At 72.0% G+C, this 24,725-nt stretch carries 16 protein-coding genes and 2 pseudogenes; 11 read left to right on the top strand and 7 right to left on the bottom strand.

The genetic code is table 11. From position 1 onward, the window contains the following. Window positions 1-111 precede the first annotated feature (111 nt). From E4N62_RS47105 to E4N62_RS47095, 3 genes are read left to right on the top strand one after another with little or no spacing between them, the layout of a single operon-like run. Window positions 112-1,485, top strand: coding sequence for an extracellular solute-binding protein (locus tag E4N62_RS47105; RefSeq protein ID WP_184896975.1), 1,374 nt, complete (start codon window positions 112-114; stop codon window positions 1,483-1,485). A 2-nt stretch (window positions 1,486-1,487) separates the two neighbouring features. Beyond that, complete coding sequence (locus tag E4N62_RS47100; protein WP_230224615.1) at window positions 1,488-2,507, top strand: carbohydrate ABC transporter permease; 1,020 nt, start codon at window positions 1,488-1,490, stop codon at window positions 2,505-2,507. Beyond that, complete coding sequence (locus tag E4N62_RS47095) at window positions 2,504-3,415, top strand: carbohydrate ABC transporter permease (protein ID WP_374117276.1); 912 nt, start codon at window positions 2,504-2,506, stop codon at window positions 3,413-3,415. The genes E4N62_RS47100 and E4N62_RS47095 overlap by 4 nt, the downstream gene beginning before the upstream one ends. On the opposite strand, the gene E4N62_RS47090 is transcribed toward E4N62_RS47095, so the two are convergent. Next, window positions 3,405-5,750: a glycoside hydrolase family 3 N-terminal domain-containing protein gene (locus tag E4N62_RS47090; protein ID WP_230224614.1), complete on the bottom strand. Its 2,346-nt coding sequence runs from the start codon at window positions 5,748-5,750 to the stop codon at window positions 3,405-3,407. The two genes, E4N62_RS47095 and E4N62_RS47090, sit on opposite strands and share 11 nt — an antisense overlap. A gap of 286 nt (window positions 5,751-6,036) precedes the next feature. Beyond that, window positions 6,037-6,645: pseudogene (locus E4N62_RS50015) on the bottom strand (BadF/BadG/BcrA/BcrD ATPase family protein); the annotation flags it as partial. Window positions 6,646-7,284: 639 nt separating this feature from the next. On the opposite strand from E4N62_RS50015, the gene E4N62_RS47080 reads away from it, so the two are divergent. Then, window positions 7,285-8,565 carry a glycosyl hydrolase gene (locus tag E4N62_RS47080; protein WP_374117281.1) on the top strand — a complete coding sequence of 427 codons (1,281 nt, stop codon included), beginning with the start codon at window positions 7,285-7,287 and terminating at the stop codon, window positions 8,563-8,565. 361 nt (window positions 8,566-8,926) lie between these two features. Here E4N62_RS47080 and E4N62_RS47075 read toward each other — a convergent pair whose 3' ends face one another. Continuing rightward, the gene (locus E4N62_RS47075) at window positions 8,927-10,420 is read right to left on the bottom strand and encodes a glycoside hydrolase family 3 N-terminal domain-containing protein (RefSeq protein ID WP_230224613.1); all 1,494 of its coding nucleotides are present in this window, start codon (window positions 10,418-10,420) and stop codon (window positions 8,927-8,929) included. Window positions 10,421-10,557: 137 nt separating this feature from the next. After that, window positions 10,558-11,196: a DUF6629 family protein gene (locus tag E4N62_RS47070; RefSeq protein WP_230224611.1), complete on the bottom strand. Its 639-nt coding sequence runs from the start codon at window positions 11,194-11,196 to the stop codon at window positions 10,558-10,560. Window positions 11,197-11,417: 221 nt separating this feature from the next. On the opposite strand from E4N62_RS47070, the gene E4N62_RS47065 reads away from it, so the two are divergent. Together E4N62_RS47065 and E4N62_RS47060 are read left to right on the top strand one after the other, a co-directional pair. Beyond that, window positions 11,418-12,608 (top strand): phytanoyl-CoA dioxygenase family protein, encoded by a 1,191-nt coding sequence (locus E4N62_RS47065; protein ID WP_230224610.1) that lies wholly within the window; start codon window positions 11,418-11,420, stop codon window positions 12,606-12,608. An 18-nt stretch (window positions 12,609-12,626) separates the two neighbouring features. After that, on the top strand, window positions 12,627-12,815 hold the full coding sequence (locus tag E4N62_RS47060) for a hypothetical protein (RefSeq protein WP_230224609.1): 189 nt from the start codon (window positions 12,627-12,629) through the stop codon (window positions 12,813-12,815). Window positions 12,816-12,867: 52 nt separating this feature from the next. Here the strand turns inward: E4N62_RS47060 and E4N62_RS47055 are convergent, their stop codons facing one another. Then, entirely contained in the window at window positions 12,868-13,341 is a 474-nt protein-coding gene (locus tag E4N62_RS47055) for a hypothetical protein (RefSeq protein WP_230224608.1), read from the bottom strand. A 226-nt stretch (window positions 13,342-13,567) separates the two neighbouring features. Here E4N62_RS47055 and E4N62_RS47050 point away from each other — a divergent pair, with 226 nt between their 5' ends. Continuing rightward, window positions 13,568-14,131, top strand: coding sequence for a hemerythrin domain-containing protein (locus tag E4N62_RS47050; protein WP_230224607.1), 564 nt, complete (start codon window positions 13,568-13,570; stop codon window positions 14,129-14,131). A 31-nt stretch (window positions 14,132-14,162) separates the two neighbouring features. Next, complete coding sequence (locus tag E4N62_RS47045; protein ID WP_230224606.1) at window positions 14,163-15,014, top strand: sugar nucleotide-binding protein; 852 nt, start codon at window positions 14,163-14,165, stop codon at window positions 15,012-15,014. 29 nt (window positions 15,015-15,043) lie between these two features. Here the strand turns inward: E4N62_RS47045 and E4N62_RS47040 are convergent, their stop codons facing one another. Then, window positions 15,044-16,225: an aminotransferase class V-fold PLP-dependent enzyme gene (locus E4N62_RS47040; RefSeq protein WP_230224604.1), complete on the bottom strand. Its 1,182-nt coding sequence runs from the start codon at window positions 16,223-16,225 to the stop codon at window positions 15,044-15,046. Between the two features lie 592 nt (window positions 16,226-16,817). Here E4N62_RS47040 and E4N62_RS47035 point away from each other — a divergent pair. Continuing rightward, on the top strand, window positions 16,818-20,009 hold the full coding sequence (locus tag E4N62_RS47035; protein WP_374117275.1) for a glycoside hydrolase: 3,192 nt from the start codon (window positions 16,818-16,820) through the stop codon (window positions 20,007-20,009). A gap of 107 nt (window positions 20,010-20,116) precedes the next feature. Here the strand turns inward: E4N62_RS47035 and E4N62_RS47030 are convergent, their stop codons facing one another. Next, entirely contained in the window at window positions 20,117-21,796 is a 1,680-nt protein-coding gene (locus E4N62_RS47030; protein WP_230224603.1) for a cellulase family glycosylhydrolase, read from the bottom strand. 129 nt (window positions 21,797-21,925) lie between these two features. Between E4N62_RS47030 and E4N62_RS49150 the strand changes: the two are divergent. Both E4N62_RS49150 and E4N62_RS47020 read left to right on the top strand, forming a co-directional pair. Then, window positions 21,926-22,150 (top strand): annotated as a pseudogene (locus tag E4N62_RS49150) (hypothetical protein); the annotation flags it as partial. Window positions 22,151-22,635: 485 nt separating this feature from the next. After that, window positions 22,636-24,696 (top strand): discoidin domain-containing protein, encoded by a 2,061-nt coding sequence (locus tag E4N62_RS47020; protein ID WP_230224602.1) that lies wholly within the window; start codon window positions 22,636-22,638, stop codon window positions 24,694-24,696. Window positions 24,697-24,725 lie beyond the last annotated feature (29 nt).

The raw sequence follows: 24,725 nt of genomic DNA, 5'->3' as shown, positions 1-24,725 counted from the left end.
TCCGATGAATTCTGGTCCACCTTTTCATCAATCACGGTCCAAGTTGGTGATTTGAACCAGCAACCCGACCCAGCGGCCCGACCCAGCAGCTGACTGATCGCAGGAGGCGACATGCGCGCGAGAAGACTGACCGGATGTGTGGTGGGTGTCATCGCCCTCACCCTGACCGCCGCGGGGTGCGGCCTGTCGGGCGGGGGATCCGACAGCGGGGACGCCACCGCCGGCGGCTGCAAGGTCGACCAGGGCAATGTCGGGTCCGGGAAGCTGACCGGAGACGTCAAGGGCACGATCACCTTCCAGACGACGAATCTGAAGAAGGACTTCGGCGGCTACTTCAACGGCGTCATCAAGGCCTTCGAGCAGGCCCACCCGGACACCACCGTGAAGTGGGTCGACGACCCGGGCGACGCCACCTTCACCCAGCGCCTGGTCGCGGACGCGCAGGGCTGCACCCTGCCGGACGTAGTGAACATCAACGTCAACACGGCGATCGCGCTCACCAAGACCGGCTATCTGCTCGACCTGGACAAGAAGGCCCCGGACGCCGGCGAGCCGTTCGTGCCCAACCTGTGGAAGTCGAGCATGTACGCCGACGCGTCCGGCACCAAGGTGCACAGCGTGCTCCCCTGGTACTCCGGCGGCATCGTGCAGACCTTCAACACCGATCTGATGAAGAAGGCGGGCCTCGATCCGGCCAAACCTCCGACGACCGTGCTCGGTCTGTTCGAGGACGCGCAGAAGATAGCCGAGGTCTCGGACGGCAAGTACTACGCCTTCCTCGCCAACCCGCAGCTGCGCATCCCCGCCGACTGGCAGCAGATGGACATCAAGGTCCTCTCCTCCGACGGCAAGAAGTTCACCTTCGCCGACGACCCGAAGACCGCGCAGTGGGTGGAGGCGATGACGAAGCTCTACAAGGCCGGCGGCATGCCGAGGGACTCGCTCTCCTCCACCCAGGACCCGGCCAACGTCTACGGCCAGGGCAAGCTGGTCTACGGCCCGACGAACCCCAACTTCCTGCGCTTCATCCAGCAGAACAACCCGAGCGTCTACAAGAAGACGGGTGTCGCCCGCTTCATGCTGGACGACCTCGGCCACACCGTCGGCGCCCCGCAGTACATCGGTGTCGCGTCCACCAGCAAGAACGCGGCGACCGCGCTGTCCTTCGCGCGGTTCCTGACCGACGCGAAGAACCAGCTGGAGTGGGCGAAGGACCCGAACGTCGTCATCTTCCCCTCCACCACGGCCTCCCTGGACGACCCGTTCTTCCAGTCGGTCAAGGGCGACGACCCGTTCGCCGAGGCCCGCAAGATCGTCGCGAGCGACCGCAAGACCTCCACGGCCGACGAGATCGCCCTGACCCCCGGTGAGCTGAACGCCATCACGGCCCAGATCCAGCTGGCCATGCAGGGCAAGAAGAGCGCCCAGGACGCCCTGGACGAGGCCCAGAAGAAGGCCAATGCGCTGATCGAGCAGGGCAGCTGAGTATGACCACCCTCTCTCCCCCCACCGAAGGAACGGGGGTCGCGGTCTCCTCCCGCGACCCCCGCGCCGGGGAACCGACCGGCCGGCGCCGCCTGTTGCGGGCCCTCAAACCGGGTCCCAGCGCCGACGCGGGCGGCGCCGCGCTGTACCGCCGCTGGTGGCTGCCGTGGCTGTGGATGTCCCCCGCGATCATCGGCATCAGCGTCTTCGGCCTCTACCCGTTCCTGAACACGCTCCTGCTGTCGTTCACCGACGCCAAACCGCTCGGCGGCGCCGCCTCGTTCGTGGGCCTGGACAACTACACCCGGATGCTGGGCGACTCCGACTTCTGGCTCGCCACCCGCAACAGCGTGCTGTACGCGCTGATCGTGGTCCCGCTGATGGTGCTGCTGCCGCTGATGCTGGCCGTGCTGGTGGAGAAGAACCTGCCCGGCATCGGCTTCTTCCGCTCCGCGTTCTACACCCCGGTCCTCGCCTCCAGCGTGGTCGTGGGCCTCAGCTGGCAGTGGCTGCTCAGCGACCAGGGCCTGGTCAACACCTGGCTGCAGAAGGCCCACATCATCCGGTCGGCGATCCCGTTCCTGTCGGACTCCTGGCTGATCCTGCTGTGCGCGATGGGGCTCACCCTGTGGAAGGGCCTCGGCTGGTACATGATCTTCTACCTGGCCGCACTGGGGAACGTGCCCAAGGAACTGCACGAGGCCGCCGCGGTGGACGGCGCGGGCGCGGTCCGCCGTTTCTGGCACGTCACCGTGCCGGGCGTGCGCACCTCGATGATGCTGGTCGGCACCCTCACCGGTATCGGCTCGCTGCGTGTGTTCACGGAGATCTACATGCTCGGCGGCGCGACCGGCGGCCCCGGCGGCGCCGACCGCACCCTCCCCTTCTACATCCGGGACGTCGCCCTCGACCCGCTCACCGGCAACGCCGGCTACGGCTCGGCGGTCAGCGTCGCCCTCTTCGTACTCACCCTGGGCCTCACGCTGCTCGCACAGCGACTGACGAAGGAGGACGAGTCGTGACCACCGCCGTGAAGGAGCCGCGGACGGCCACGGCCACGGCCCCCGTCGGGAAGCGGCGGCTGATGCCGCGCTGGAGGGACTACGGCCGCCCCCGCGAACTCGTCGTCCGCTACCTGCTGTTGCTGTTCGTCCTCGGCATCACCGTGGGCCCGCTGCTGTGGCAGCTGCTCTCGTCGCTGAAAGGCGTCGGCGAGGACGTGTTCGGCGAGAACGCCTCCCTCCTCCCGCACGATCCGACGCTGCGCGCCTACCGCGAGGTGTTCGCGCAGGTCCCGGTCTGGACGTACATCCGCAACAGCCTGGTGGTCGTGGCCCTGTCCGTCACCAGCCAGCTGGTCTTCTCCACGCTCGCCGGCTACATGCTCTCCAAGCCGAGCTGGAAGGGCCGCAAGCTGGTCTGGGTGCTGCTGATGGCGTCCATGATGTTCCCCTTCGAGTCGATCATGGTGTCGCTGTTCCTGAGCATCCGTGACCTCGGTCTGGTCGACAACCTGGCGGGCGTCTGGCTGCCCGGCTTCGTCGCCGCCATCAACGTCCTGATCATGCGGGCCGCGTTCCTCGCCGTGCCGCGCGAGGTGGAGGACGCTGCGATGCTGGACGGGGCGGGCGAGTGGAAGCGGTTCCGGTACCTCTATCTGCCGTCCGCGTGGGGCGCGATCCTGGTCGTCACCATCAACACCTTCATCAGCGCCTGGGACGACTTCCTGTGGCCACTGATCGTGCTGCGCACCGAGGACCACTTCACCCTGACACTCGGCCTGTCCCGCCTCACGTCCTCCTCCTTCGGCTACGACCAGCGGATGGTGATGGCGGGCTCGGTGATCTCCGTGATCCCGGTGCTGGTGCTGTTCGTCATCACCCAGCGGTGGTTCTACAAGGGCGTGTCCTCCGGGGCCGTCAAGCTCTGAGGTCCACCACGACGGGTGCCACGTCCAGCGCCTCCCGCGCGGACCGCGCGACCCGGAGCTCCACGGAGTCGGTCCCGGCGGGCACCTCGAACGCCAGGGAGACGGTACGGCTCTCGCCCGGCGCCAGGCCGACACCCTCGAACGCGCACAGTTCGAGGGTGCGCGGCCAGGTGCGGGTGATCAGCCTGCGCAGATACACCTGGACGACCGAACGCCCGTACCGGTTGCCGGTGTTGGTGACGTCCACCTCGACCGTGCGCCCGGACACCCGGGGCGCACCGTGGTCGAAGGTCGTGTACGACAGCCCGTGCCCGAAGGAGTACGCCGGCTCGGCGCTCCCGTCGACGTATCCGCCGTACTCGGTGTCCTTGTGGTTGTAGTGGACGGGGAGCCGGGCGGCCGAGCGGGGGACGGAGACCGGGAGCCGGCCTGCGGGCTCGGCGAGACCCAGGAGCACCTCGGCGACCGCCTCGCCGCCCCACGGGCCCGGGTACCAGGCGGTGAGCAGAGCCGCGGCCGGGGTGTCGGGCAGCACGTGCGGGCGGCCCTGCATCAGGACGACCGCGCTGGGCGTGCCCGTCGCCACGACGGCGTCCAGCAGGGCCTCCTGCGCCGCGCCGAGCCGTAGACCCGCGAGGTCGACGCCCTCGCCGCAGGTCATCTCCGACACCACGGTCCGCGCGGCACCGTTGGCGTCGAACTCCGTGTCGGGGGTGCGGGCGCTGCTGCCGCCCAGCACGAGCACGGCCAGGTCGGCCGCGGCGGCCTCGGCGATCGCGTCCGGGATTCCGGAACGGTCGGCGCCGGTCAGGGCCGCGCCCTCGGTGTGACGGACGTCGGTGCCGGGCGGGGCCAGGCGGCGCAGGGCGTCGAGGACGCTCGTGCCGGTGCCGGGACGCTGCGGGGCGGTGTAGTCGCCGAGGTGGTGACCGGTGGTGGCGGCGTGCGGGCCGAGCACGGCGATCCGGCGTGCCGAGGGGCCGACGGGCAGGGTGCCTTCCGGGTTGCGCAGGAGGGTGACGCAGGCGCGGGCGAGGTCGGTGCTGCGGGCGCGGCCGGTGTGCTCGGGGATCGACGCGCGGCGGGTGTAGGGGTTCTCGAACAGGCCGAGGCGGAACTTCAGGCGCAGCACGCGGGCGACGGCGGTGTCCAGGGCGGCCTCGTCGACCAGACCGCGCTCCACGGCCTCCTCCAGGTGCGTGAAGCCCTCGTCCCAGAGGCTGAGATCGACGCCCGCCTCCAGGGCGAGGGCGCCGGCGGAGACCTTGTCGCCGGTGATGCGGGCGAGGCGGTCGACGGCGAGGCCGTCGGCCATGACCAGGCCGTCGAAGCCCCAGTGTTCGCGGAGCAGCCCGGTGAGGAGGGCGCGGTTTCCGCAACAGGGCAGGCCGTCGACCTCGTTGTAGGCGGCCATGACGGCGGCGGCGCCCGCGCGGACCCCGGCACGGGCGGCCGGGAGGTGGATCTCGTGCAGTTCGCGGGGGCCGAGTTCGGACTCGGCGGAGTTCCTGCCGCCGACGGTGGCACCTTGGCCTGCGAAGTGCTTGAGGACGACGGGGGCACGGTCGGCGGCGAAGCGCTCCGGGACGCGCGCCGGGCTGGGCGCCGCGTGCGGGCCCGGGGGCGGTTGAGCGCCGGGGGTCTGCTGAGCGCCGGGGGCCGCCTGTGCACCCGGCGGTCCCTGCATGCCTCTGACCAGGGCCTCGGTCAGGCGGGCCGCGAGGTGGGGGTCCTCGGTGAAGCATTCCTCGGTGCGGCCCCAGCGCGGGTCCCTGGCGATGTCGAGCGCGGAGACGAGGGCCACGTGGCCGCCACGGGCGCGGAGTTCGGCGGCGGCGTGCGCGGCGGCCCGCTCGTGGAGGTCGGGGTCCCAGGTGGCGCCGACGGCCAGGTTGACGGGCAGGACCGTGCCGTCGAGGGCCATGTGGCCGTGCGGGACCTCCTCGACGAAGAGGGCGGGGATCCCGAGCCGGCTGCGCTCCAGGACATGCCGCTGGACCAGGTCGGCGAGGTCGGCGCTGTCCGCGGCACCGGGCCCGTCGCCGTGGCCGACGCCGGACCAGGCGTCGGCCCGCATCAGACCGTAGAGCGCGCCGAGCCCCGCGAAGCGCTCGGTCTCGGCGGACAGGGCCTCGGTGAGTTCGAAGTCCCCGGTCGGGGTGCGGCGGTACGCGTCCCAGCCGTACATCCGCTGGTTGAGCTGCCCGACCCTCTCGCGCCGGGTCATCCGGGAGAGGAGGTCGGCGACCCTCGCCTCGACGGGGGCGGACGGGTCGCGGTAAGGCGGCCGCGCGGGGGCGGCGGCCGAGGCGAGCGGCTGATCCTGTGCGGGCATGGGGTGGTCCTTGTCGGCGAGGGGCTTGGGGCCGAAGGAGGTGTGCGGCCCGGGGTGGGAACCCCGTGCGGGCCAGGGCGGGTGCCCGTCCGGTCAGTCGCTCCGGCCGTGGGCGAGGCGGGCGAGGGCGACGGCGCCGGGGAGCCGTCCGCGACCGGGGTGACGGTGAGTCCGAGGGGGCGAGGCGTTCGGTCAGCGGCGGCAGCAGAGGGCCGTCGGGGGCGAGCAGACCGCCGGTGGCGACGAGGGGCTCGCCGGGGCAGGGCGCCAGGGCGGCGACGGTGTCGGCCAGGCGGCTCGCGGCCTCCTGGAGGATCCCGACGGCCACGGCGTCCTTCTCCTCAGCGGTGCGCACCACCGCGGGCGCGTGGTCGGCGAGCCGGACGGGCGCTCGGTCCATGACGGTGGGCAGCAACCTGGCCCGGTAGGCGGTCCGCCGCTCGGCACTCCACACGGCGGCCCCGGTTCCCCCGTAGCCCTCCGGCGGAAGCATCTCCTCCGGCAGCCCCAGATCCCGGCCCAGGGCGAGGACGAGGGCGGTGGGCCGACCGCGGCCGTCGGCCGCGCGCAGGGCCGCCCGTACGGCCGCGCGGCCGATCCAGAAGCCGCCGCCGTCGTCCCCGAGGAGCCAGCCGTCGCCACCCGAGGTCGCGGTCGGCACCCGGCCTGTCATCCGGGCCGCGACCGCGCCCGTGCCGGCCACCAGGACCAGGCCGTCTGCGGGATGGCCGGGAGCCGCGGCGAACGTCGTCTCGATGTCGCTGTGGACGCCGACCGACGCGGCGGTGACACCGAGCCGGGCGAGCGCGGCCGACAGGGCGGCCCGGGCCCGCAGCCGGCCGGGCTCGTCGGCGCCCTGGCCCTGGTGGCCGGCCCCGGCGAACCCGCCCGCCACCGCCACCACCCGTCCGCGCAGTGCCTCCGGCACGGCCCGCGCGACGGCCTCGACGAGGTGGTCGGCGAGCAGCGGCCCGGGCACCGTCAACGAGTTGCCCGGCCCCGCCGCCCCTCCCGATCACCGCCCCACCGCCGAGCTCCGCCAGAACGGCACGCGTACGGGTACCGCCGGCGTCGATACCGACCACGTAGACGGGGGCGGGCGTGGCAGCGGGCGGGGCGGAGTGGTCGGTGGGGGTGGGGTGGCGCGGCGGCGCCTGGGGATCCGTGGACGGTCGGGGCGGGCGTGGCTGCCGGAGCCGCGTCGGCGGCGCGGGCCGTACCGGCAGTCGACCGCCCATCGGCAGCGGGTGCCGCATCCGTGGCCGGCCGCGCATGGGTGGTCAGCCGCGTATGGGTGGTCGGCCGCACATCGACCGCCGACCACCGATCTGGCGCCGATGATCCGTCGGGTACCGACCACGCGCCGGTGTCCGACCACGCGACGGGCGCCCACCGCTGATCCGCCACCGGTCCGGGGCCGGCCACCGACCGTGGCTCGCGTGCCGGGTGAGTCCCGGAGGCTTGGTCCCCGAAGGTCAGACTTCCGGAAGCTTGGTTCAAATCACTATTCATTGCTGTCCATGGTGGTTGATACATTCGCCGGAGACAAGGTCCATCTCTTGAGGAGGACGCCATCAGCACGCCACCCTCGCCCGCGCCCACACTCCGCTTCGGAGTGAACTACACCCCACGCAAGGGCTGGTTCCACGCCTGGCACGACTTCGACCCCGAGCTCGCGCGCGAGGACCTGGCCCAGATCGCCGGGCTGGGCCTGGACCACGTCCGGGTCTTCCACCTGTGGCCCCTGCTCCAGCCGAACCGCACCCTGGTCCGGGCCTCGGCCGTGGACCAGCTCGTCCGGCTGGTGGACCTGGCGGGCGAGTGCGGCCTCGACGTCCTCGTGGACGGCGTCCAGGGCCACCTGTCGAGCTTCGACTTCTACCCCGAGTGGACCCGCAGCTGGCACCACCGCGACGTCTTCACCGACCCCGAGGCGATCGAGGCCCAGGCACTGCTGCTGCGCACGCTCGGCCGCGCCCTCTCCGGCCACCCCCGCCTCATCGGCCTCCAGCTGGGCAACGAGCTCAACAACCTCGTCGAGCACAACCCGGTGACCGCGGCCGAGGTCGACCACTACCTCGACACCCTCCTCGGCGCCGCCCGGGACGGGCTCGGCGAGGCAGGGGGCCTGGTCACCCACTCGGCGTACGACGCCGCCTGGTACGGCGACGACCACCCGTTCACCCCCGAGGCCTCGGCCCGCAAGGGCGACCTCACCACGGTCCACCCCTGGGTCTTCTCCGCGGACTGCGCCCGGCGCTACGGCCCGCGCTCACCCGAGGTGCACCACCTCGCGGAGTACGGCACGGAGCTGGCCGCGGCCTACGCCACCGACCCGGCCCGCCCGGTCTGGGTCCAGGAGACCGGCGCCCCCGAGCCGCACATCCCGGCCGCCGACGCCCCCGACTTCGCCCGCGCGACCCTGCTGAACGCGGCGGGCTGCACCCACCTGTGGGGCGTCACCTGGTGGTGCTCCCACGACGTCGACCGCGCGTTGGCCGACTTCCCCGAACTGGAGTACACGCTCGGCCTGTTCGACTCCACCGGGCGTCCCAAACCGATCGCGGAGGCCCTGTCCACGACGGTGGCCGAGCTCCGCACCGCCTCCGCACCGCCCGCGCCCCGTACGATCGCCCTGGTCCTGGACTGCACCCCGTCCACCCGCTCCGTCTCCGGCCCGGGCGGCACGTTCTTCGACACCTGGATGCGTCTACGACAGGAGGGGGCCCGCCCGGCGGTGGTCCTTGCGGAGCATGCGGAGGACACCGGGTACCTGGCGGCACGGGGAATCACGGAGTTGATCGAGGGGAAGTGAGAGCGGCGGCCGGGCGCAGCGCCCGGCGCCGCCCACGGGACCGCCCACGCGGGCGGGATGGCAGGGCGGCCGAGGTAGGCATGCCGACGGGCCGGGGCCGAGCGTGCAAGCCCACAGGCGTAACCGTCGAGGGAACGGGGCGGCAGGCGTGCCGGACCCCGAGCCGACAGGAGAGCCGACGACCTGCGAACCGGCAAACCGACAAACCGGCGGGCCGACAGACCGGCGGGCAGGCGAGCCGGGGCAGGGCGGGGCGGGATGTCCGGACGCCGCACACCCGCTCACGCCCGCGCCGCGCGCACCCGCCCCGCCGCACCCCGCACCCCCGTCGGCCATCGATGCCCCGGAGGGACACCGCCCCTCAGAACGTCCGGCCCGTGATGATCTCGGCCGCCGCCCGCAGACTCACCCGTCCCCTGCCGTGCGCGGCCACCGCGTCATCCGCTTCCGGCAACCCGGTCGAGACCACGAGCGCGTCCGGCCGGGCGGTCAGCAACAGGTCGCGGAGGCGGACCTGCCAGGGGTACAGCTCGGCGTCGCACAGGGCGAGCACCAGCGGACGCGCCCCGGCGGCCCGCAGCGCCTCCCCCGCGACGGCCGCGAGATCGTCCGGCTCCCCGGCGACCGCCGCCCCCGTGGCGGTGGGGTCGAGCGCGCGGACCTCGGTCAGCAGATCCTCGCCGCCCCAGTTGAGGGCGGGGTGCGGAGGTGGGAAGCAGTCGACGACATGGGCGCCCGGCACCGGCCGGGGCAACGGGCCCCCGCTCCGTACGGCCCGCCGCGCCGTCGTCAGCCCGGCGTGCGCGTCCCACGCGGCCACGGCACCCGGCCGGTACGGCACCGCGTACCGCAGCGCGAGCCGTCGTACCCGCTCCGCGGCCTCGGTCACCCGCTCCTCCGCGAGGTCGCCCGCTCCGAGCGCGTCGAGCACGGCGTCCCGGCAGGCGAGGGTGACCTCCAGATCCGGCACGGCGACGATGACCTGGTCGGCTCCGGCCGCGAGCGCGAGACGGGCACCGGCCGCCTCGCCGTAGCGGTCGGCGATGGCCTTCATCTCCAGCGCGTCGCTGACGAGGACGCCGTCGAAGCCGAGTTCGCCACGCAGCAGGCCGGAGAGGATCCTCGGGCTGAGAGTGGCGGGCAGCTCCGGGTCGAGGGCCGGGAAGACCACATGGGCGCTCATCAGCATGGGCACGCCCGCGTGGACGGCGGCCCGGAAGGGCGCGAGGTCGAGTCGCTCGTACGGCCGCGGGTCCACCGCCAGTTCGTGGTGGCTGTCGGTGACGGTCCCGCCGTGGCCGGGGAAGTGCTTGGCGCAGGAGGCCACGCCGCGCGACTCGGTGGCCTCGATCCAGGCGCGCAGATGCCGGGAGACCAGCTCGGGGTCGCCGCCGAAGGCGCGGGTGCGCACGATCGGGTTCTCGGGCCGGCTCTGGACGTCGGCGACGGGGGCGTACGAGACGGTGATCCCGAGCGAGAGCAGGTGTCCGGCGAGGGCGTCGGCGCACGCGGCGGTCAGGCCGGCATCGTCGGCGGCACCGAGCGCCCATGAGCCGGGTACCTCGGGGGCGCCCGCGGCGACCAGGTGGCCGATGCCGCCGCCCTCGTTGTCGATGGCGATCAGCAGGTCCGGTCGCAACGTCCGCAGGGTGGCGGTGAGTTCGCGGACCTGGTCGGCGTCACGGATGTTGCGGGTGAACAGGATGACCCCGCCCAGGCCGCGGTCGATCAGCCGTTTCAGGGTGTCGGGGACGGTCGTCGTACCGTCGAAGCCCGCGACGAGGCAGCGGTGGGCTGCCTCGTCGAGGGCCGCGGGGAGAACCGGGCCGAGGGGCCCGGCGGCGGAGTGTGTCACCTCCGAAATCCTCTGGCTGATCAAGCCGAAAGTCAACAGTTCGATGGATGATTGATTCACCAAGGGCCGTCGAGGGCCCCGCCCAGGTCGGGTCAGGTCAGGTCGGTCACGTCCGGTCAGCTCAGGCTCAGGTCAGGTCAGGCGCTGCGGTGCGGTCGCGAGGGCGCTCTCGCGCGGGCGCGCACCCAGCCGAGCAGCACCACCGAGCACAGGGCCGCGAAAGCGCACCAGGTGGAGATGAACTCCAGCCGCCACAGGGCCCAGCAGACCACGGCTCCGACGCCCGCCAGGGCGCCGAGCACGACGAGCCGCCGGTCGCCGGAGAGGAGCAGGGAGCCGACGGTGGCGAGGAGGTAGCCGGCGACCAGGAGTGCCGGGTGGGCGAGGTCGATCGTGTAGCCCACGGTGCGGCCGCGGATCTCGGCGGTCACCGGGCCGGTGGCGAGGGCCCGGGCGAGCGGCACGGCGGTCGCGACGCCGACGGCGAGCGGGACGACAAGCCGGGGACGGGCCCGTGCCGGGGCCGCGCACCACACGCCCGCCGGCACCCACACGGCCAGCAGCGGCAGGGCGACGACGGCCCAGGCGACGGTCGCCGGCCCGCTGCCGCCGCCCGAGGACCAGACCACCGACTCCACGATCTGGTGGGCGCCGAGCAGCAACGGCAGCGCGGCGAGCGGCAGATCCCGCCGGTCGCGCGCCAGCACCACACCGGTCACCCCGACCGCGGCGACACCGGCACCCGCCATGAGGTCGGCCGTCGCACTCCAGCACATCCCGCCGCCTCCGGCTCGACCGTCACCCCGGTCGCCCACGCTACGTCGCCGACTGCGCCCGGCCAGGTGACGACACGGACCCGCCGCGCCCCACGCCTCTCGCCCCCGTACCCCTCCCCGAAGGCGTTCCGTGAGGTGTTCTTGATGGGTTTTCGCGCATTGAACGAGGGATTCGAGATCCTCAGACTGGCAGCAACACAAGGGCTGCGAAAGGAGCCGCGATGTCCCCCATCGCTGCGGTGTCACGGACCTGGCCGACCGAGGCGGACTGCGATCTCGACACGTTCCGGGCCGTCGTCGAGCGAGCCACCGACCCGGCCGACCACCCCTCGGCCGAGCGGGTCGAGCAGAACGTGCCGCTCTACGACAGCGACCGGCTCCGCGCCCTGACGGCCATTCCGCAAGGCCGCCGGGCCGTCCGGGCGGAGTTGGTCCGCACTCTCCTGGACGGCCCCGGAATCGTCGTGTTCAAGGGCGCGTTCCCCGACCCTGCCGTCGTGGACCGGGCGTCCGACGTCTTCCGCGAACTGATCGAGGAGGAGCGCGCCTCGGGTACGGCCCGGGGCGACCACTTCGCCAAGCCCGGCGCCAACGACCGGGTCTGGAGCGCCCTGGACAAGATGGCCGTACGCGCGCCGGACGTCTTCGCCGACTACTACGCCAACGACATGCTGGCCCTGCTCGCCGAGGCCTGGCTCGGCCCCGCCTACCAAGTCACCTCACAGGTGAATGTGGTCAACCCCGGTGGCGCCGCGCAGAGCCCGCACCGCGACTACCACCTCGGCTTCCTCTCCCAGCGGCAGGCCGCCGCCTACCCGGCGCACGTCCACCGGCTGTCCCCCGTCCTCACCCTGCAGGGCGCGGTCGCCCACTGCGACATGCCCGTGGAGTCGGGCCCCACCCTCTATCTGCCGCACTCGCAGAAGTACGAACCCGGCTACCTCGCCTGGCGACTGCCGGAGTTCGTCGCGTACTTCGACGCCCACCACGTCCAACTCCCCCTCGCCAAGGGGGACGCGGCCTTCTTCAACCCCGCCCTCTTCCACGCCGCCGGGCGCAACCGCTCCTCGGACATCCGGCGCATGGCGAACCTGCTGCAGATCTCCTCCGCGTTCGGCCGGGCCATGGAGACCGTGGACCGCGAGGCGATGGCGAACGCCGTGTTCCCCGTCCTGCTGCACCGCGTGTCCGAGGGCGCCACGGAGGAGTGGCTGCGCCGCGTCGTCGCCGCCACCGCCGAGGGTTACCCCTTCCCCACCGACCTGGACCGCGACCCGCCCGTCGACGGCCTGGCCCCGCCCTCCCAGGCCGACCTGCTCCGGCAGGCCGTCGACGAGGCGTGGGATCCGGATCGGCTGCGCCGTGCACTGGAGGCGGCCGGCCGGCGCCGGAGGCACCGGACCGTCCGGTGACACCGCTTCGCCAGGCGGGTGCGCGCCGTCGCCGACCGGCTGTGGGCGCGGCTCGCGGCCGCGGACGAGGACACCTACCGTGCCGTGGTCGCGGCCCTGGCCGACCTGCGGAGCAGCGCCCGCCGACGGGGCGTCGTGTCCTGCCTCGTCCCCAGCGAGACAACACCCACCTGGCGGGACTACCACTGCGCTGGTGACGCGACCTGAGGCGGGTACGGCGGGACTGCCGAGTGCGGCCGGGCTGCGGGTGCGGCCGGGCTCAGGCCGACACGGCCCGGCCCGGTCGCAGCGCGTCGAGCAGGCCCGTGTGGTGCAGGGTCGCGACGGGCGCGAGCAGGTCGGGGTGGCGCAGGAGCGCGGCGGGCGGTCCGACCGTGTGCGGGGATCCGTCGAGGGCGTCCACGGCGGCGTGGGCCAGCTCGGCATCGGCCAGGAGGCAGGCCGCCCAGCTGGCCACGACCTCGTCGACCCAGGTCCGCCAGGCGTACTCGTCGGGGGCCGGGGTCTCGTCGTGGCCCGTGATCCAGTCGAGCCGGGCGGAGCCGCCCGGTCCGGCCATGCCGACGAGGGCCGCGTCCATCGGTGTGGGATAGCGGAGCCAGGCGGCGACGGTGACGGCCTGCCGGGCCTGTGCCTCGCAGAGCGCGCCGTCCAGCGCGCCGCCGCCCGCCGGGTAGGCGCGCGTCAGCCACTGGGTGGTCGCCGCTATGAGAGGGGAGAGATCTGCGAGCACGCCGGGCCATCCGTGGGTACTGGGGAACGCGTGGCACAACGTAGTCGTGCGCCGGTCGCCCTGAAATGGCGCAGGCCACGGAATGGACGTGTCCTGGGCCACACCTGTGCGCCGCGCTGACTCACCGGACGTCAATACGACGCATTCGGGACGGTGAGGGTTTCACTGACCTCCACAGGTCCGGACCGGGACGAACGCCGGGACGCGCAGGCAAGGAGCGACGGAAATGGCACACGGCGGTGACGTGATCGAGGAACTGAAGGCGGACCACCGGGAGGTGGCGGAACTCTTCGGCAAAATCGAGGAATTGCCTTCCGGGGACCCGAAGCGCAAGGAATTCGCCGACCTGGTCACCATCGAGTTGGTACGACATGCCGTCGCGGAGGAGGCCTATCTCTACCCGGCGGTCCGCGAGCACCTGAGCAACGGGGACGCGGTCGCCGACCGGGAGTTGGCGGATCACACCGCCGCCGAGCGCACCATGAAGGACCTGGAGCGGCGCGCCGCCGACGACCCTGAGTTCGACCGGCTGATCACGCAGTTGATGGCCGAGGTCCGTCACCACGTGCGGGACGAGGAGAGCAATCTCTTCCCGCAGTTGGCGAAGGCCTGTTCCGCCTCGGTACTGAACGACCTCGGGGACAAGGTCCGCCGCGCCAAGAAGCTGGCGCCGACCCGCCCCCACCCGGCGGCCCCGGTCAAGCCGCCGGCCAACAGGATCCTGGCGCCGGGGCTCGGCCTCGTCGACCGGATGCGCGACGCGTTGAGCGGCCGCGGCAAGGAGTCCTGAGGGACTTCTGGGAGGCATAGCGTTGCCCGCCATGAGGCTTCTGATCATCGGCGGCAGCGGTTTCCTGGGCGGCGAGTTGGCGCGCCGGGCCGTGGCGGCGGGACACGAGACGTCCGCGACCTACGCCGCCCACCCGCCGGACGTCCGGCAGGACGTCCCGCCGGACGTCTCCTGGTACGCCCTCGACCTCCGGGACCCCGCGCGGCCGGCCGAGGTGATGACGCGGGTTGCTCCCTCGGTCGTCGTCAACGCGTCGAGCGGCGGCCCGGACTGGGAGGTCACCGCCGAGGGCGGGGTCCGGGTGGCGGCGGCCGTGGCCGGGCGGGGCTGCCGGCTGATCCATGTGTCGAGCGACGCCGTGTTCTCGGGTGACGCCGGCCACTACGACGAGACGTGTCTCCCGGATCCCGTCACCCCGTACGGTGCCGCGAAGGCGGCGGCGGAGACCGGCGTCCGGCTGCTGGCGCCGGACGCCGTCGTGGTGCGGACCTCGCTGATCATCGGGGACGGGCGCTCGTTGTCCGTGCACGAACGGCATGTGCACGATCTCGTGGCGGGTGCCCGCGACGGTGTGCTCTTCACCGATGTGGTGCGCTGTCCGGTGCAGGTGGCCGACCTGGCCGCAGCGCTCCTGGAACTGGCCGCGTCCGAGGTGGTCGGCGTGCGGCACGTCGCCGGGCCGGACGCCCTCACCCGGCACGAGCTGGGCGTCCTCGTCGCCCGCCGCGACGGCCTGGAGCCGGCGCGGCTGCCCGCCGGACGCCAGGTCGACGGCGCCCGGCGGGGAGCCCTCGACGTCCGGCTGGACAGTCGGGTCACCCGCCGGAGTCTGCGCACCCGGCTGCGCGGCGCCCGTGAGTTCCTCGCGGAGCCGCCGCCCTGACGGACGGCGGCCGGTCGGTCGGTCAGGTGTCAGCGTGCGGTGCGGGCGAGGTCGGCCATGACCTCGACGGTGCGGTCGAGTTCGGCCTCGGTGTTGTAGTAGTGCGGGGAAAGCCGGACCAGGGGGTGCACGCCCCGGTGTTCGGTGTCGAACTGGGTGTGCTCCGGGAAGGTGGTGGTGACGTTGATCCCGTGCCGGGCGAGACCGGCGGCGACCTCGGTCTCGGCCAGGCCGTCGACCTTGGCGGTCACGATGGCGCAGCGGTCTTCGCCGAGGTCGTGGGTGGTGACACCGGGGAGGGCGTCGAGGCGGTCGCGCAGGTACGCGCCCAGGGCCAGGGCGCGTTCACCGATCCGGTCCAGGCCCAGGTCGAGGGCCTGGCGCACGGCCGTGTCGAGGCCCAGGACACTGGCGTAGCCGGTCTCCCAGGTCTCGAAGCGGCGGGCGCCGGGCTGCCAGGTGAAGCCGCGTCCGCCGTCCCAGGTCGCCGAGTGGATCTCGATGACGTTCGGGTCGAGGTACTCCAGCGCCTCGGTGCGCACCCAGAGGAAGCCCGTGCCGCGCGGGCCGCGCAGGAACTTGCGGCCGGTGGCGCTGAGCATGTCGCAGCCGATGGCCTCGACGTCCACCGGGAACTGGCCCACGGACTGGGTGGCGTCGAGGAGGTACGGGACCCCGGCGGCGCGGGTGATCCGGCCGATCTCGGCCGCCGGGTTGATCAGGCCGCCGCTGGTGGGGATGTGGCTGATGCCGACCAGTCGGGTGCGTTCGTCGATCAGGTCGGCGAGGGCGGCGGTGTCGAGCTGTCCGGACGGATCGTCGGGGACGACGACGATCTCCGCGCCGGTGCGCCGGGCGACCTGGAGGTAGGCGAGCACATTGCTGCCGTACTCGGCCCGGCCGGTGAGGATGCGGTCGCCCGGCTTGAAGGTGAGCGCGTAGAACGCGGCGTTCCAGGCGTGGGTGGAGTTGTCGAACAGAGCGATCTCGTCGGGGCGTCCGCCGATGAGGCGGGCGAGGTCGGTGTAGATGGCGTCGATGCGGTCCTGCTCCTGCCGTGCCGCCTCGTAGCCGCCGATGGTCGCCTCCAGTTCCAGGTGGGCGGTGACGGTGTCCAGGGTCTGCCGGGAGACCAGGGCGGCTCCGGCGTTGTTGAGATGGATCCGGTGGGCGGTGCCGGGGGTGTCCCGGCGCAGTGCGTCGATGTCCATGCCCTCACCCTTCCCACGGGTCGGCGCTCGGTGAACTGGGCGCCGGGCCTGACACCGGGGTACGCCGGTGAGGGGAGGCCGGGTTCCCGGCATCGTTGCACCCTCAAGTGCAGCGTTTTCACGGCCGTACGCCCGGAACACCCGAGTCGCGCCCGACCCTTGTCACCCACGGACGAACCCGGGCCCCGAAGGACTCATCTTCCGCAAACAGAACGGGGATCGGTCCGGTCGCCCCCTCCTCCGCTGCCATATTGGCCGAAGCACAGGGTGCCATTCCGTCCGAGCGCAGCGACGGCCGCGAAGCCGGCGGGGGGCCTCTCCGCCAGGGGCGCCGGCCACGCTTCGACGGAAGCCCCTCCCCGACGGCCGCGGCCGCGGCGAGCAGCAGGGCGGGCGTGAGTGTGCAAACCGTGTGTGACGACGACCTCATGTGGTTCCTCCCGGGACGAGGGGGACGTTTCCGGGTCAGGCGAATTCGCGTGAATCCATGCACACAAGGGCTAGAAAGCGCTTTCAGTTTCCTGAATGCTAAGCACGTGTTTTGGGCATGTCAACGAGATCGCGTTCGCCTCTGTGTTGTGGAAGGAGTGTCGTGACCCCACGACATCGCATCGCCCGGGCCCTGGCAGCCACGGTCCCCCTGATCCTCGGCGCGAGCCTCATGGCCGCGCCCCCGGCGAGCGCGGACACGTCGGCGACGGCGGCCGATGCGGCGCCGGGCGCGGTCACCGTGCGGATCGACCCGTCGTACCGGCAGCAGGAGTTCGAGGGCTGGGGCACCAGCCTCGTCTGGTTCGCCAACGCCACGGGGAACTACCCGGAGCCCATCCGAAGACGGCTCGTCGACATGCTGTTCGGCGAGGACGGCCTCGGTCTCACCATCGCGCGCTACAACATCGGCGGAGGCAACGCCCCGGACGTCCGCAAGGACTACATGAAGGCCGGCGCGACCATGGACGGTTTCTGGAAGGCGCCCGAGGGCACCACCCGGCAGGACATGGAGTGGTGGGACCCGGACAACCCCGACCACTGGGACTGGGACGCCGACTCGGGCCAGCGCTGGTGGGTCGACCAGATCAAGGACAAGGTCGACATCTGGGAGGCGTTCAGCAACTCGCCGCCCTGGTTCCAGACCGTCAGCGGCTATGTCTCCGGCGGCTTCGACGCGAGCACGGACCAGATCCGGGCCGACCGCGTCGACGAGTTCGCCACGTATCTCGTGCGCGTCACCGAGGAGTTGGAGAAGCGGCACGGCATCGACTTCGACACCATCGCGCCGCTGAACGAGCCCAACACCAACTACTGGGGCACCCAGATCGGCGCGAACGGCCAGCCCACCGGAGGCCGCCAGGAGGGCGCGCACGCCGGCCCCGCGCTCCAGCAGAAGGTCGTCCTCGCGCTCGACAAGGCGCTCCAGGCAGCGTCGACCGACGCCGAGATCTCCGCGATGGACGAGACCAACCCCACGATCTTCACCCAGAACTGGAACGCGTACGACGCCTCCGCGCGGGAGGCGGTCCCCCAGCTGAACGTGCACACCTACGGCACCGGCATGCGCACCAGCGCCCGTGACATCGCCAAGGGCGCCGACAAGAAGCTCTGGATGAGCGAGGTCGAGGGCACCTGGGGCACCGGCACCGACTTCACGAGCATGGAACCGGGGCTCGGGATCGCGACCCGCATGGTCGACGACATGCGGGAACTGGAGCCCTCCGCCTGGGTGTTCTGGCAGCCGATCGAGGACTCGATCCCGCAGGCCGCCGCCGGCAAGAACTGGGGCAGCATCCATGTGCCGTTCAACTGCACGGCCACGGACACCCTGGAGACCTGCCCGGTCCGGGCCAATTCCAAGTTCCACACCATTCGCAACTTCACCCACCACATCCGCCCCGGCGACCGCTTCGTGAAGGTCGACGACCCCTCCAGCGTCGCCGCCGTCAGGAAGTCCGGCCGCGCGGCCTCCGTGGTCCACGTCAACAGCGGCACGACCGGGCGCTCGGTGACCCTGGACCTCTCGCGCTTCGGCAAGGTCTCCTCCCGCGCCACCGTCACCCCCGTCGTGACGAGCGCCGACGGGGCCCTCGTCGAGGGCACACCGGTCCGGGTGAAGGACCGTGCCGCCACCCTCGACGTGCCGGCCAGGTCCGTCACCACCTTCCTCGCCGACGGCGTCAGCGGGGTGACGAAGGACGCCGCCCTCGTCCAGCCCGACCACGTGTACCGGCTCCAGGGCGCCCAGAGCGGCAAGTCGCTGACCCCGTCGGAGGACGGCGCCGGCGTCGTCCTCCGCACCACCGACGCCGCGAGCGCCCGGCAGCTGTGGTCGGTGGAGAAGCTGACCCCCGGCCGCGACAACCGCGAGCGGTACGCCCTCACCAACGCCGGCACCGGCGGGCGGCTCGCGGTCCGTGACGACCAGGCCGTTCTGGAGGACCCGGCCGACGGCGAGGTCCCCGCGGCCGCCCAGTGGATCATGTCGACCACGGGCGACGGCAGTTGGACCTTCGTGAACGCCGCCACCGGCCGCCTCGTCGACGTCACCGGGCAGTCCTCGGCCGACGGCGCCAAGGTGTCGACGTACACCCCGACCTCCGCCGCCAACCAGCGCTGGACGGTGACCGACGAGACCGTGCTGCGCACCGAACGGGCCGAGGCGTTCACCGTCCCCGGGCTGCGGCCGAAGCTGCCGGAGACGGTGACCCCGGTGTACCGGGACGGCGCCCGCGGCAGCCTGCCCGTCGTGTGGGAGCTACCGTCGGACCGGAAGTGGCGCAAGCCCGGGACGGTGCGGGTGACGGGTGAGGCGACCGACGCCCTCGGCAGGACGCACCCCGCGCAGGTCCTCGTCACCGTCGACACGATCACCTCGACCCTGCCCGGCCGCGCCAAGACGTACGTGGACGGCGTCCCGGAACTGCCGTCCACGGTCGTCGGCGTCGGCCGGCACGGCGGCCGCACCACCCTCCCGGTGCGCTGGGACGCGGTACCCGAGGGGGCGTTCGACGAGGCGGGGGTGGTGACCTTGACGGGCAGCGCCGAGGTCGTCGGCGGCACCACCGCCGAGGCCACCGTACGCGTCCAGGTCACCGAGGCGACGCAGAGCAACATCGCGACCGACCCGAAGGTCTCCGTGGGCGCCACCTACACCGAGAGCGGCTACTCCGCCGAGCGGCTGCGCAACGGCACCACGGCGGAGAAGGCCTGGTCCAACTGGCGGTCGGGCACCAAGAATCCGTCCGACACCATCACCTTCGGCCTCCCGAAGGCCCGCGACCTCACCCGGGTCGTCGCGCACTTCCACCGGGACGGGACCAATGTCTCCTTCCCGGAGAGGCTGAAGGTGCAGGTCCAGGCCGCCGAGAACGGGCCGTGGACCGACGCGGGCGACCCCGTCGCGGTCGGCACCGAGGGCACCCCGGTGATCGACGTCCCGCTCGACGCGGGCCCGGTGACCGGTGTGCGCGTGGTCATGACCGCGCGTCAGGGCGGCTACATCACCATGGGTGAGATCGAGGTGTTCGCCAAGAGCCCCGGCGTCTCCTCGGACGCCGCCGCCACCGCCGTCGAGGTCGACGGCCGGCCGATCGGGGCCTTCGACCCCGACACCACCGCCTACCGGGTGGCCACCGACGCCCCGGCCCGGGCGAAGGTCACCGCGACGCCGCGCGATCCGTACGCGCCCCTCACGGTGGACCGCGTCGGCCGGACGACCGCCGTCGTCACGGTGACGAGCGAGGACGGCTCACGGACCCGGACCTACCGGATCACGCTCGTACGACGCTGACGTGACCGGCGGGGGCCGCGAGCAGGCCCCCGCCGGTCACCTCGCGAGGAACGGCCACCTGGCAGGAACCGACGCCTCGCAAGCACGGTCGCCCGACCGGGGCGAGGTCAACTGCTCGCGCAGCTCGCCCCGTCGAGCGTGAAGGCCGTCGGCGCGGTGTTGGTCGTGCCCTTGCTCCCGGTGAACCCGACCGTCACGGATCCCGCGGCCGGGATGGTGGAGGTGTAGGAGGCGGGCCTCACGCTCACCGCGCCTCCGCTCTGTGTGACGGTCCCGCCCCACATGTTGGTGATCTTCTGCCCGCCGGCGAAGGCGAAGGCCAGGGTCCAGCCGCTGACGGCGGTGGCGCCCGTGTTGCGGATGACGATCTCGCCCTGGAAGCCGCCCGGCCACTCGTTGGTGGCCCGGTAGGTCACGGAGCAGTTCCCGGCGGGGGCGCCGCCCTCGTCCGTGGTGACGTTCACGGTCGCCGAGCGCGCCGACCGGTTCCCGGCGGCGTCCCGGGCGTAGACGGCGAAGGTGTAGGCCGTGTCGGCGGTGAGGCCGGTGAGGGTGACGGAGTTGGTGGTGGAGGCCGCGAGCTTCGTCTCGGTGGAGCCGCTCACCCGGACGATGTCGTAGCCGGTGACGCCGACGTTGTCGGTGGCGGCGGTCCAGGAGAGCGTGGCGGAGGTCGCCGTCACCGCCGAGGCGGCCGGGGTGCCGGGGGTGCTCGGCGCCTGGGTGTCACCGGGGCTGCCGCCACCGAAGACCGTGGCCTCCTTCGCCGTCTGCGCGATGCCGTTGGCGCCGTTGAAGATGCGCCGGCCCCAGGCGCTGAGCCGCGTCGGGTCGAAGCCGATCGACAGGTCGAGGATCGGATCGGTGTTGCCGCTCCAGGACCAGGCCAGATAGCCGAGGTCGAGCTGCTCGGCGGCGGCCATCATGGTGTCCTCGTCGGGGTCGCCCCACTGGTCGGCGGGTCCGCCGAACTCACCGATGAGCAGGGGCAGTCCGGCGTTCACGAAGGCGCCCAGGTAGTCGGTGATCTCGGCGGCCGTGTCGAAGACGCTGTACATGTGGATGGAGAAGATCAGGTTGCCGGTGGTGTCGGCGTCGTACACGGACTGCGCGTTGGCGCGCATGACGCCCTGCCAGTCCTGGCCCCAGTTCGGCGCGTCCACCATGATCGTGTGCTGGAAGCCGGCGGCCCGCAGCTTCTGCACGGCGGCCTTGGTGGGCGTGGTCCAGCCCTCGGGGTTGGTGTTGCCCCAGGGCTCGTTGCCGATGTTGACGATGACGTAGTCCTCCTCGCCGGCGAGGACGTCCTTGAGGCCGATCCAGTAGTCGGCGGCGTGGTCGAGCGTGCCGGCGGCGGCCTCCTCGCCGTATCCGGTGGTGTCGTGCACCTCCAGGACACAGATGAGGCGGTTGGCCTTGCACTGGGCGACGACGTTCGCCACGTCGGCCGGGCTGTTCTTCGTCCAGCGGTGACCGTCGGAGAGGACGACGCGGACGGTGTTGGCGCCCAGCGCCTTGACGTCGGCCAGCGACTGCGTCTCGTTCGGGTACCAGGTGTGGGCGTGGTTGACGCCGCGCATCACGAAGTCGTTGCCGTTGGCCTCCAGCAGCCGGCCGTCGCTGATGTGCAGGCCGGTGGCCCGGACGTCGGGGGCCGGCTGCGCCAGGGCGACGGCCGGGGCGAGGACGCCGAGGAGGGTGAGCGCGACCAGGCCCGCGAGGCCGGCCAGGAGAGTGCCCAGGGGGTTCCTGCGCTGGGTACTGCTTGTCGGTCTTGTCGGTCTCACTGCGGCTCCAGGTGGGGGTGAGCGCCGAGAGTGTCGGACGGCGGGTGTGGGGGCGCTGGGGGTGTACGCGTTCAAATGGGTCTATGGGAGCGCTCCCATGAATCCATTTGAACGCGTACACGTCAAGTCATCGCGCGCGGACTGTGGCACAGAGGGCTCCACGGCCCCGCTACCGCCGTAACGACGCCGCGGCGGACGTGTGGCGCCGTCCGGCGAAGCGTCGCACTGATCGACGGCCCCGACAGAGAGGTCCCGCAGAGCAGTAGACGCCGGCTCGACGTCCCCGACGACGCCTCCCTGATCGGCTTCGACGACGTCACGTTCGCCGCCGACCGTTCCTCCACACTGACCACGGTCCGGGTGCCGTACGAGGATCCGGGGCTCACGGCGGTCCGGTTGACGCTGGAGCACGAGGAGCGCCCGGGCGGCGACCACCACGTGGCGCCGAGCGGCAGCTGGTGATCCGGCAGTCGGTACGCCCGCTTTCCCGAGCGTGGACGCCCGCAGCCCAGGGCGGAGGCCGGCGACCACCTCGGACAGCCCCCGACTCCGCACGGGAACTCCTGCACCGCCGCACGGCACTCCGCCACCCCGCCCGGCAATCCCCGCCCCCACACGGGAATTCGACGAAGCGCCACCCCCCTCGTAGGGCCGAGGGCGCCTCCAGGTCAACCGTCCCGGACTATTGACTCGGATCACCGCAGTGGCGATTCTCGTCACATCGCTTGTGCCAGCCATGACAAACGCGCCCCGGGCAGGCCGGAGGCGTCGTGAATGTTCACCGTGTCCCGGAACGGTCTGGCCGATCGACCGCGCACCCCCCGACCGAGGACGTGAGTATGACCAGGACTCCACGCGCCCATCGCAGCCGCAGACCCCTCATGGTGCTGGCGCTGTTCCTGACCACGATGGGCATGCTGCTCAGCCCGTCGTCGAGTTCGGCCGCCACCGGCGAATGGTGGCTGCCCACCTCACGGCCGTCGCCCGACTCCCAGATCAACGTGACGGGCGAGCCGTTCAAGGGCACCGATGCGGCGGGGGACGTGCGCGGGTTCGTCGACGCGCACAACCACCTTTTCTCCAACGAGGCGTTCGGCGGCCGGCTCATCTGCGGCAAGGTGTTCTCGACGTCCGGTATCGCGGACGCGCTGAAGGACTGTCCCGAGCACTACCCGGACGGCTCCCTCGCGATCTTCGACTACATCACCCACGGCGGCGACGGCAAGCACGACCCGGTCGGCTACCCGACGTTCAAGGACTGGCCGGCGTACGACTCGATGACCCACCAGGCCAACTACTACGCCTGGATCGAGCGCGCCTGGCGCGGCGGCCAGCGGGTGCTGGTCAACGACCTGGTCACCAACGGGATGATCTGCTCGGTCTACCCGTTCAAGGACCGCAGCTGCGACGAGATGACCTCGATCCGGCTCCAGGCGAAGCTGACGTACGACCTCCAGGCGTACATCGACGCGCAGTACGGCGGCACCGGCAAGGGCTGGTTCCGGATCGTCACCGACAGCGCGCAGGCCCGTGAGGTGATCAAGCAGGGCAAGCTCGCCGTCGTCCTGGGCGTGGAGACCTCCGAGCCGTTCGGCTGCAAGCAGATCCTCGACATCCCGCAGTGCAGCAAGGCCGACATCGACAAGGGCCTCGACGAGCTGTACGACCTGGGTGTGCGCAGCATGTTCCTGTGCCACAAGTTCGACAACGCGCTGTGCGGCGTCCGCTTCGACGAGCACGGGCTCGGTACGGCCATCAACGTCGGGCAGTTCCTGTCGACCGGGACGTTCTGGCAGACGGAGAAGTGCAAGGGCCCGCAGAAGGACAACCCCATCGGCGGGGCGTCGACGGAGGCCGAGGAGGACCTGCCGGCGGGCACCGAGGTGCCGGAGTACGACGAGAACGCGCAGTGCAACGTACGGGGGCTGACCGATCTCGGTGAGTACGCCGTGCAGGGCATGATGAAGCGCAAGATGATGCTCGAGATCGACCACATGAGCGTCAAGGCCACCGGCCAGGTGCTGGACATGTTCGAGGCCGCGTCCTACCCGGGCGTGCTGTCCTCGCACAGCTGGATGGACCTGAACTGGACGGAGCGGGTCTACTCCCTCGGCGGTTTCGTCGCCCAGTACATGCACGGGTCGGCGGAGTTCAGCGAGGAGGCGAAGCGCACCGACGCGCTGCGGGCCAAGTACGACGTGGGCTACGGCTTCGGCACCGACTTCAACGGCGTCGGTGAGCACCCCGCCCCGCGCGGCGCGAACACCTCCAACCCGGTGACGTACCCCTTCAGGAGCGTCGACGGCGGCTCGACGATCGACAGGCAGACCACGGGTCAGCGCACCTGGAACTACAACACCGACGGTGCCGCCCATGTGGGCATGGTCCCGGACTGGATCGAGGACATCCGGCTCGTCGGCGGCCAGGGCGTGGTGGACGACCTCTTCAAGGGCGCCGAGTCCTACCTGGGCACCTGGGGTGCCTCCGAGGCCCACCGGGCGGGCGTGAACCTCGCCAAGGGTGCGACGGCGACGGCCAGTTCGTCCGAGTCGAACCCCTTCACCAGCTACCAGCCCGGCCGGGCGGTGGACGGCGACGGCTCCACCCGCTGGGCGAGCGACTGGAGCGACGGCCAGTGGCTGCAGCTCGACCTCGGCTCCTCACGCGTGATCAAGAAGGTCACGCTGGACTGGGAGCGGGCCTACGGCAAGGCATACCGGATCGACGTCTCCACCGACGGCTCGACCTGGAAGACCGTATGGTCCACGACCTCCGGCGACGGCGGTCTGGACACGGCCGGGTTCGCCGCCGTGCCGGCCAGATATGTTCGAATGCTGGGGACCGACCGCGGCACCGACTGGGGCTACTCCCTCTACGAGGTGGGCGTCTACAGCGGCTGACCGCGCACCACGGGGGAAAGAGGAACGCA

It is taken from the genome of Streptomyces sp. MNU76 (genome assembly GCF_020982545.1).
Taxonomy (GTDB): domain Bacteria; phylum Actinomycetota; class Actinomycetes; order Streptomycetales; family Streptomycetaceae; genus Streptomyces.
Note: the sequence above shows the minus strand (reverse complement) of the source record. Positions and strands in the feature narration are given on the sequence as shown.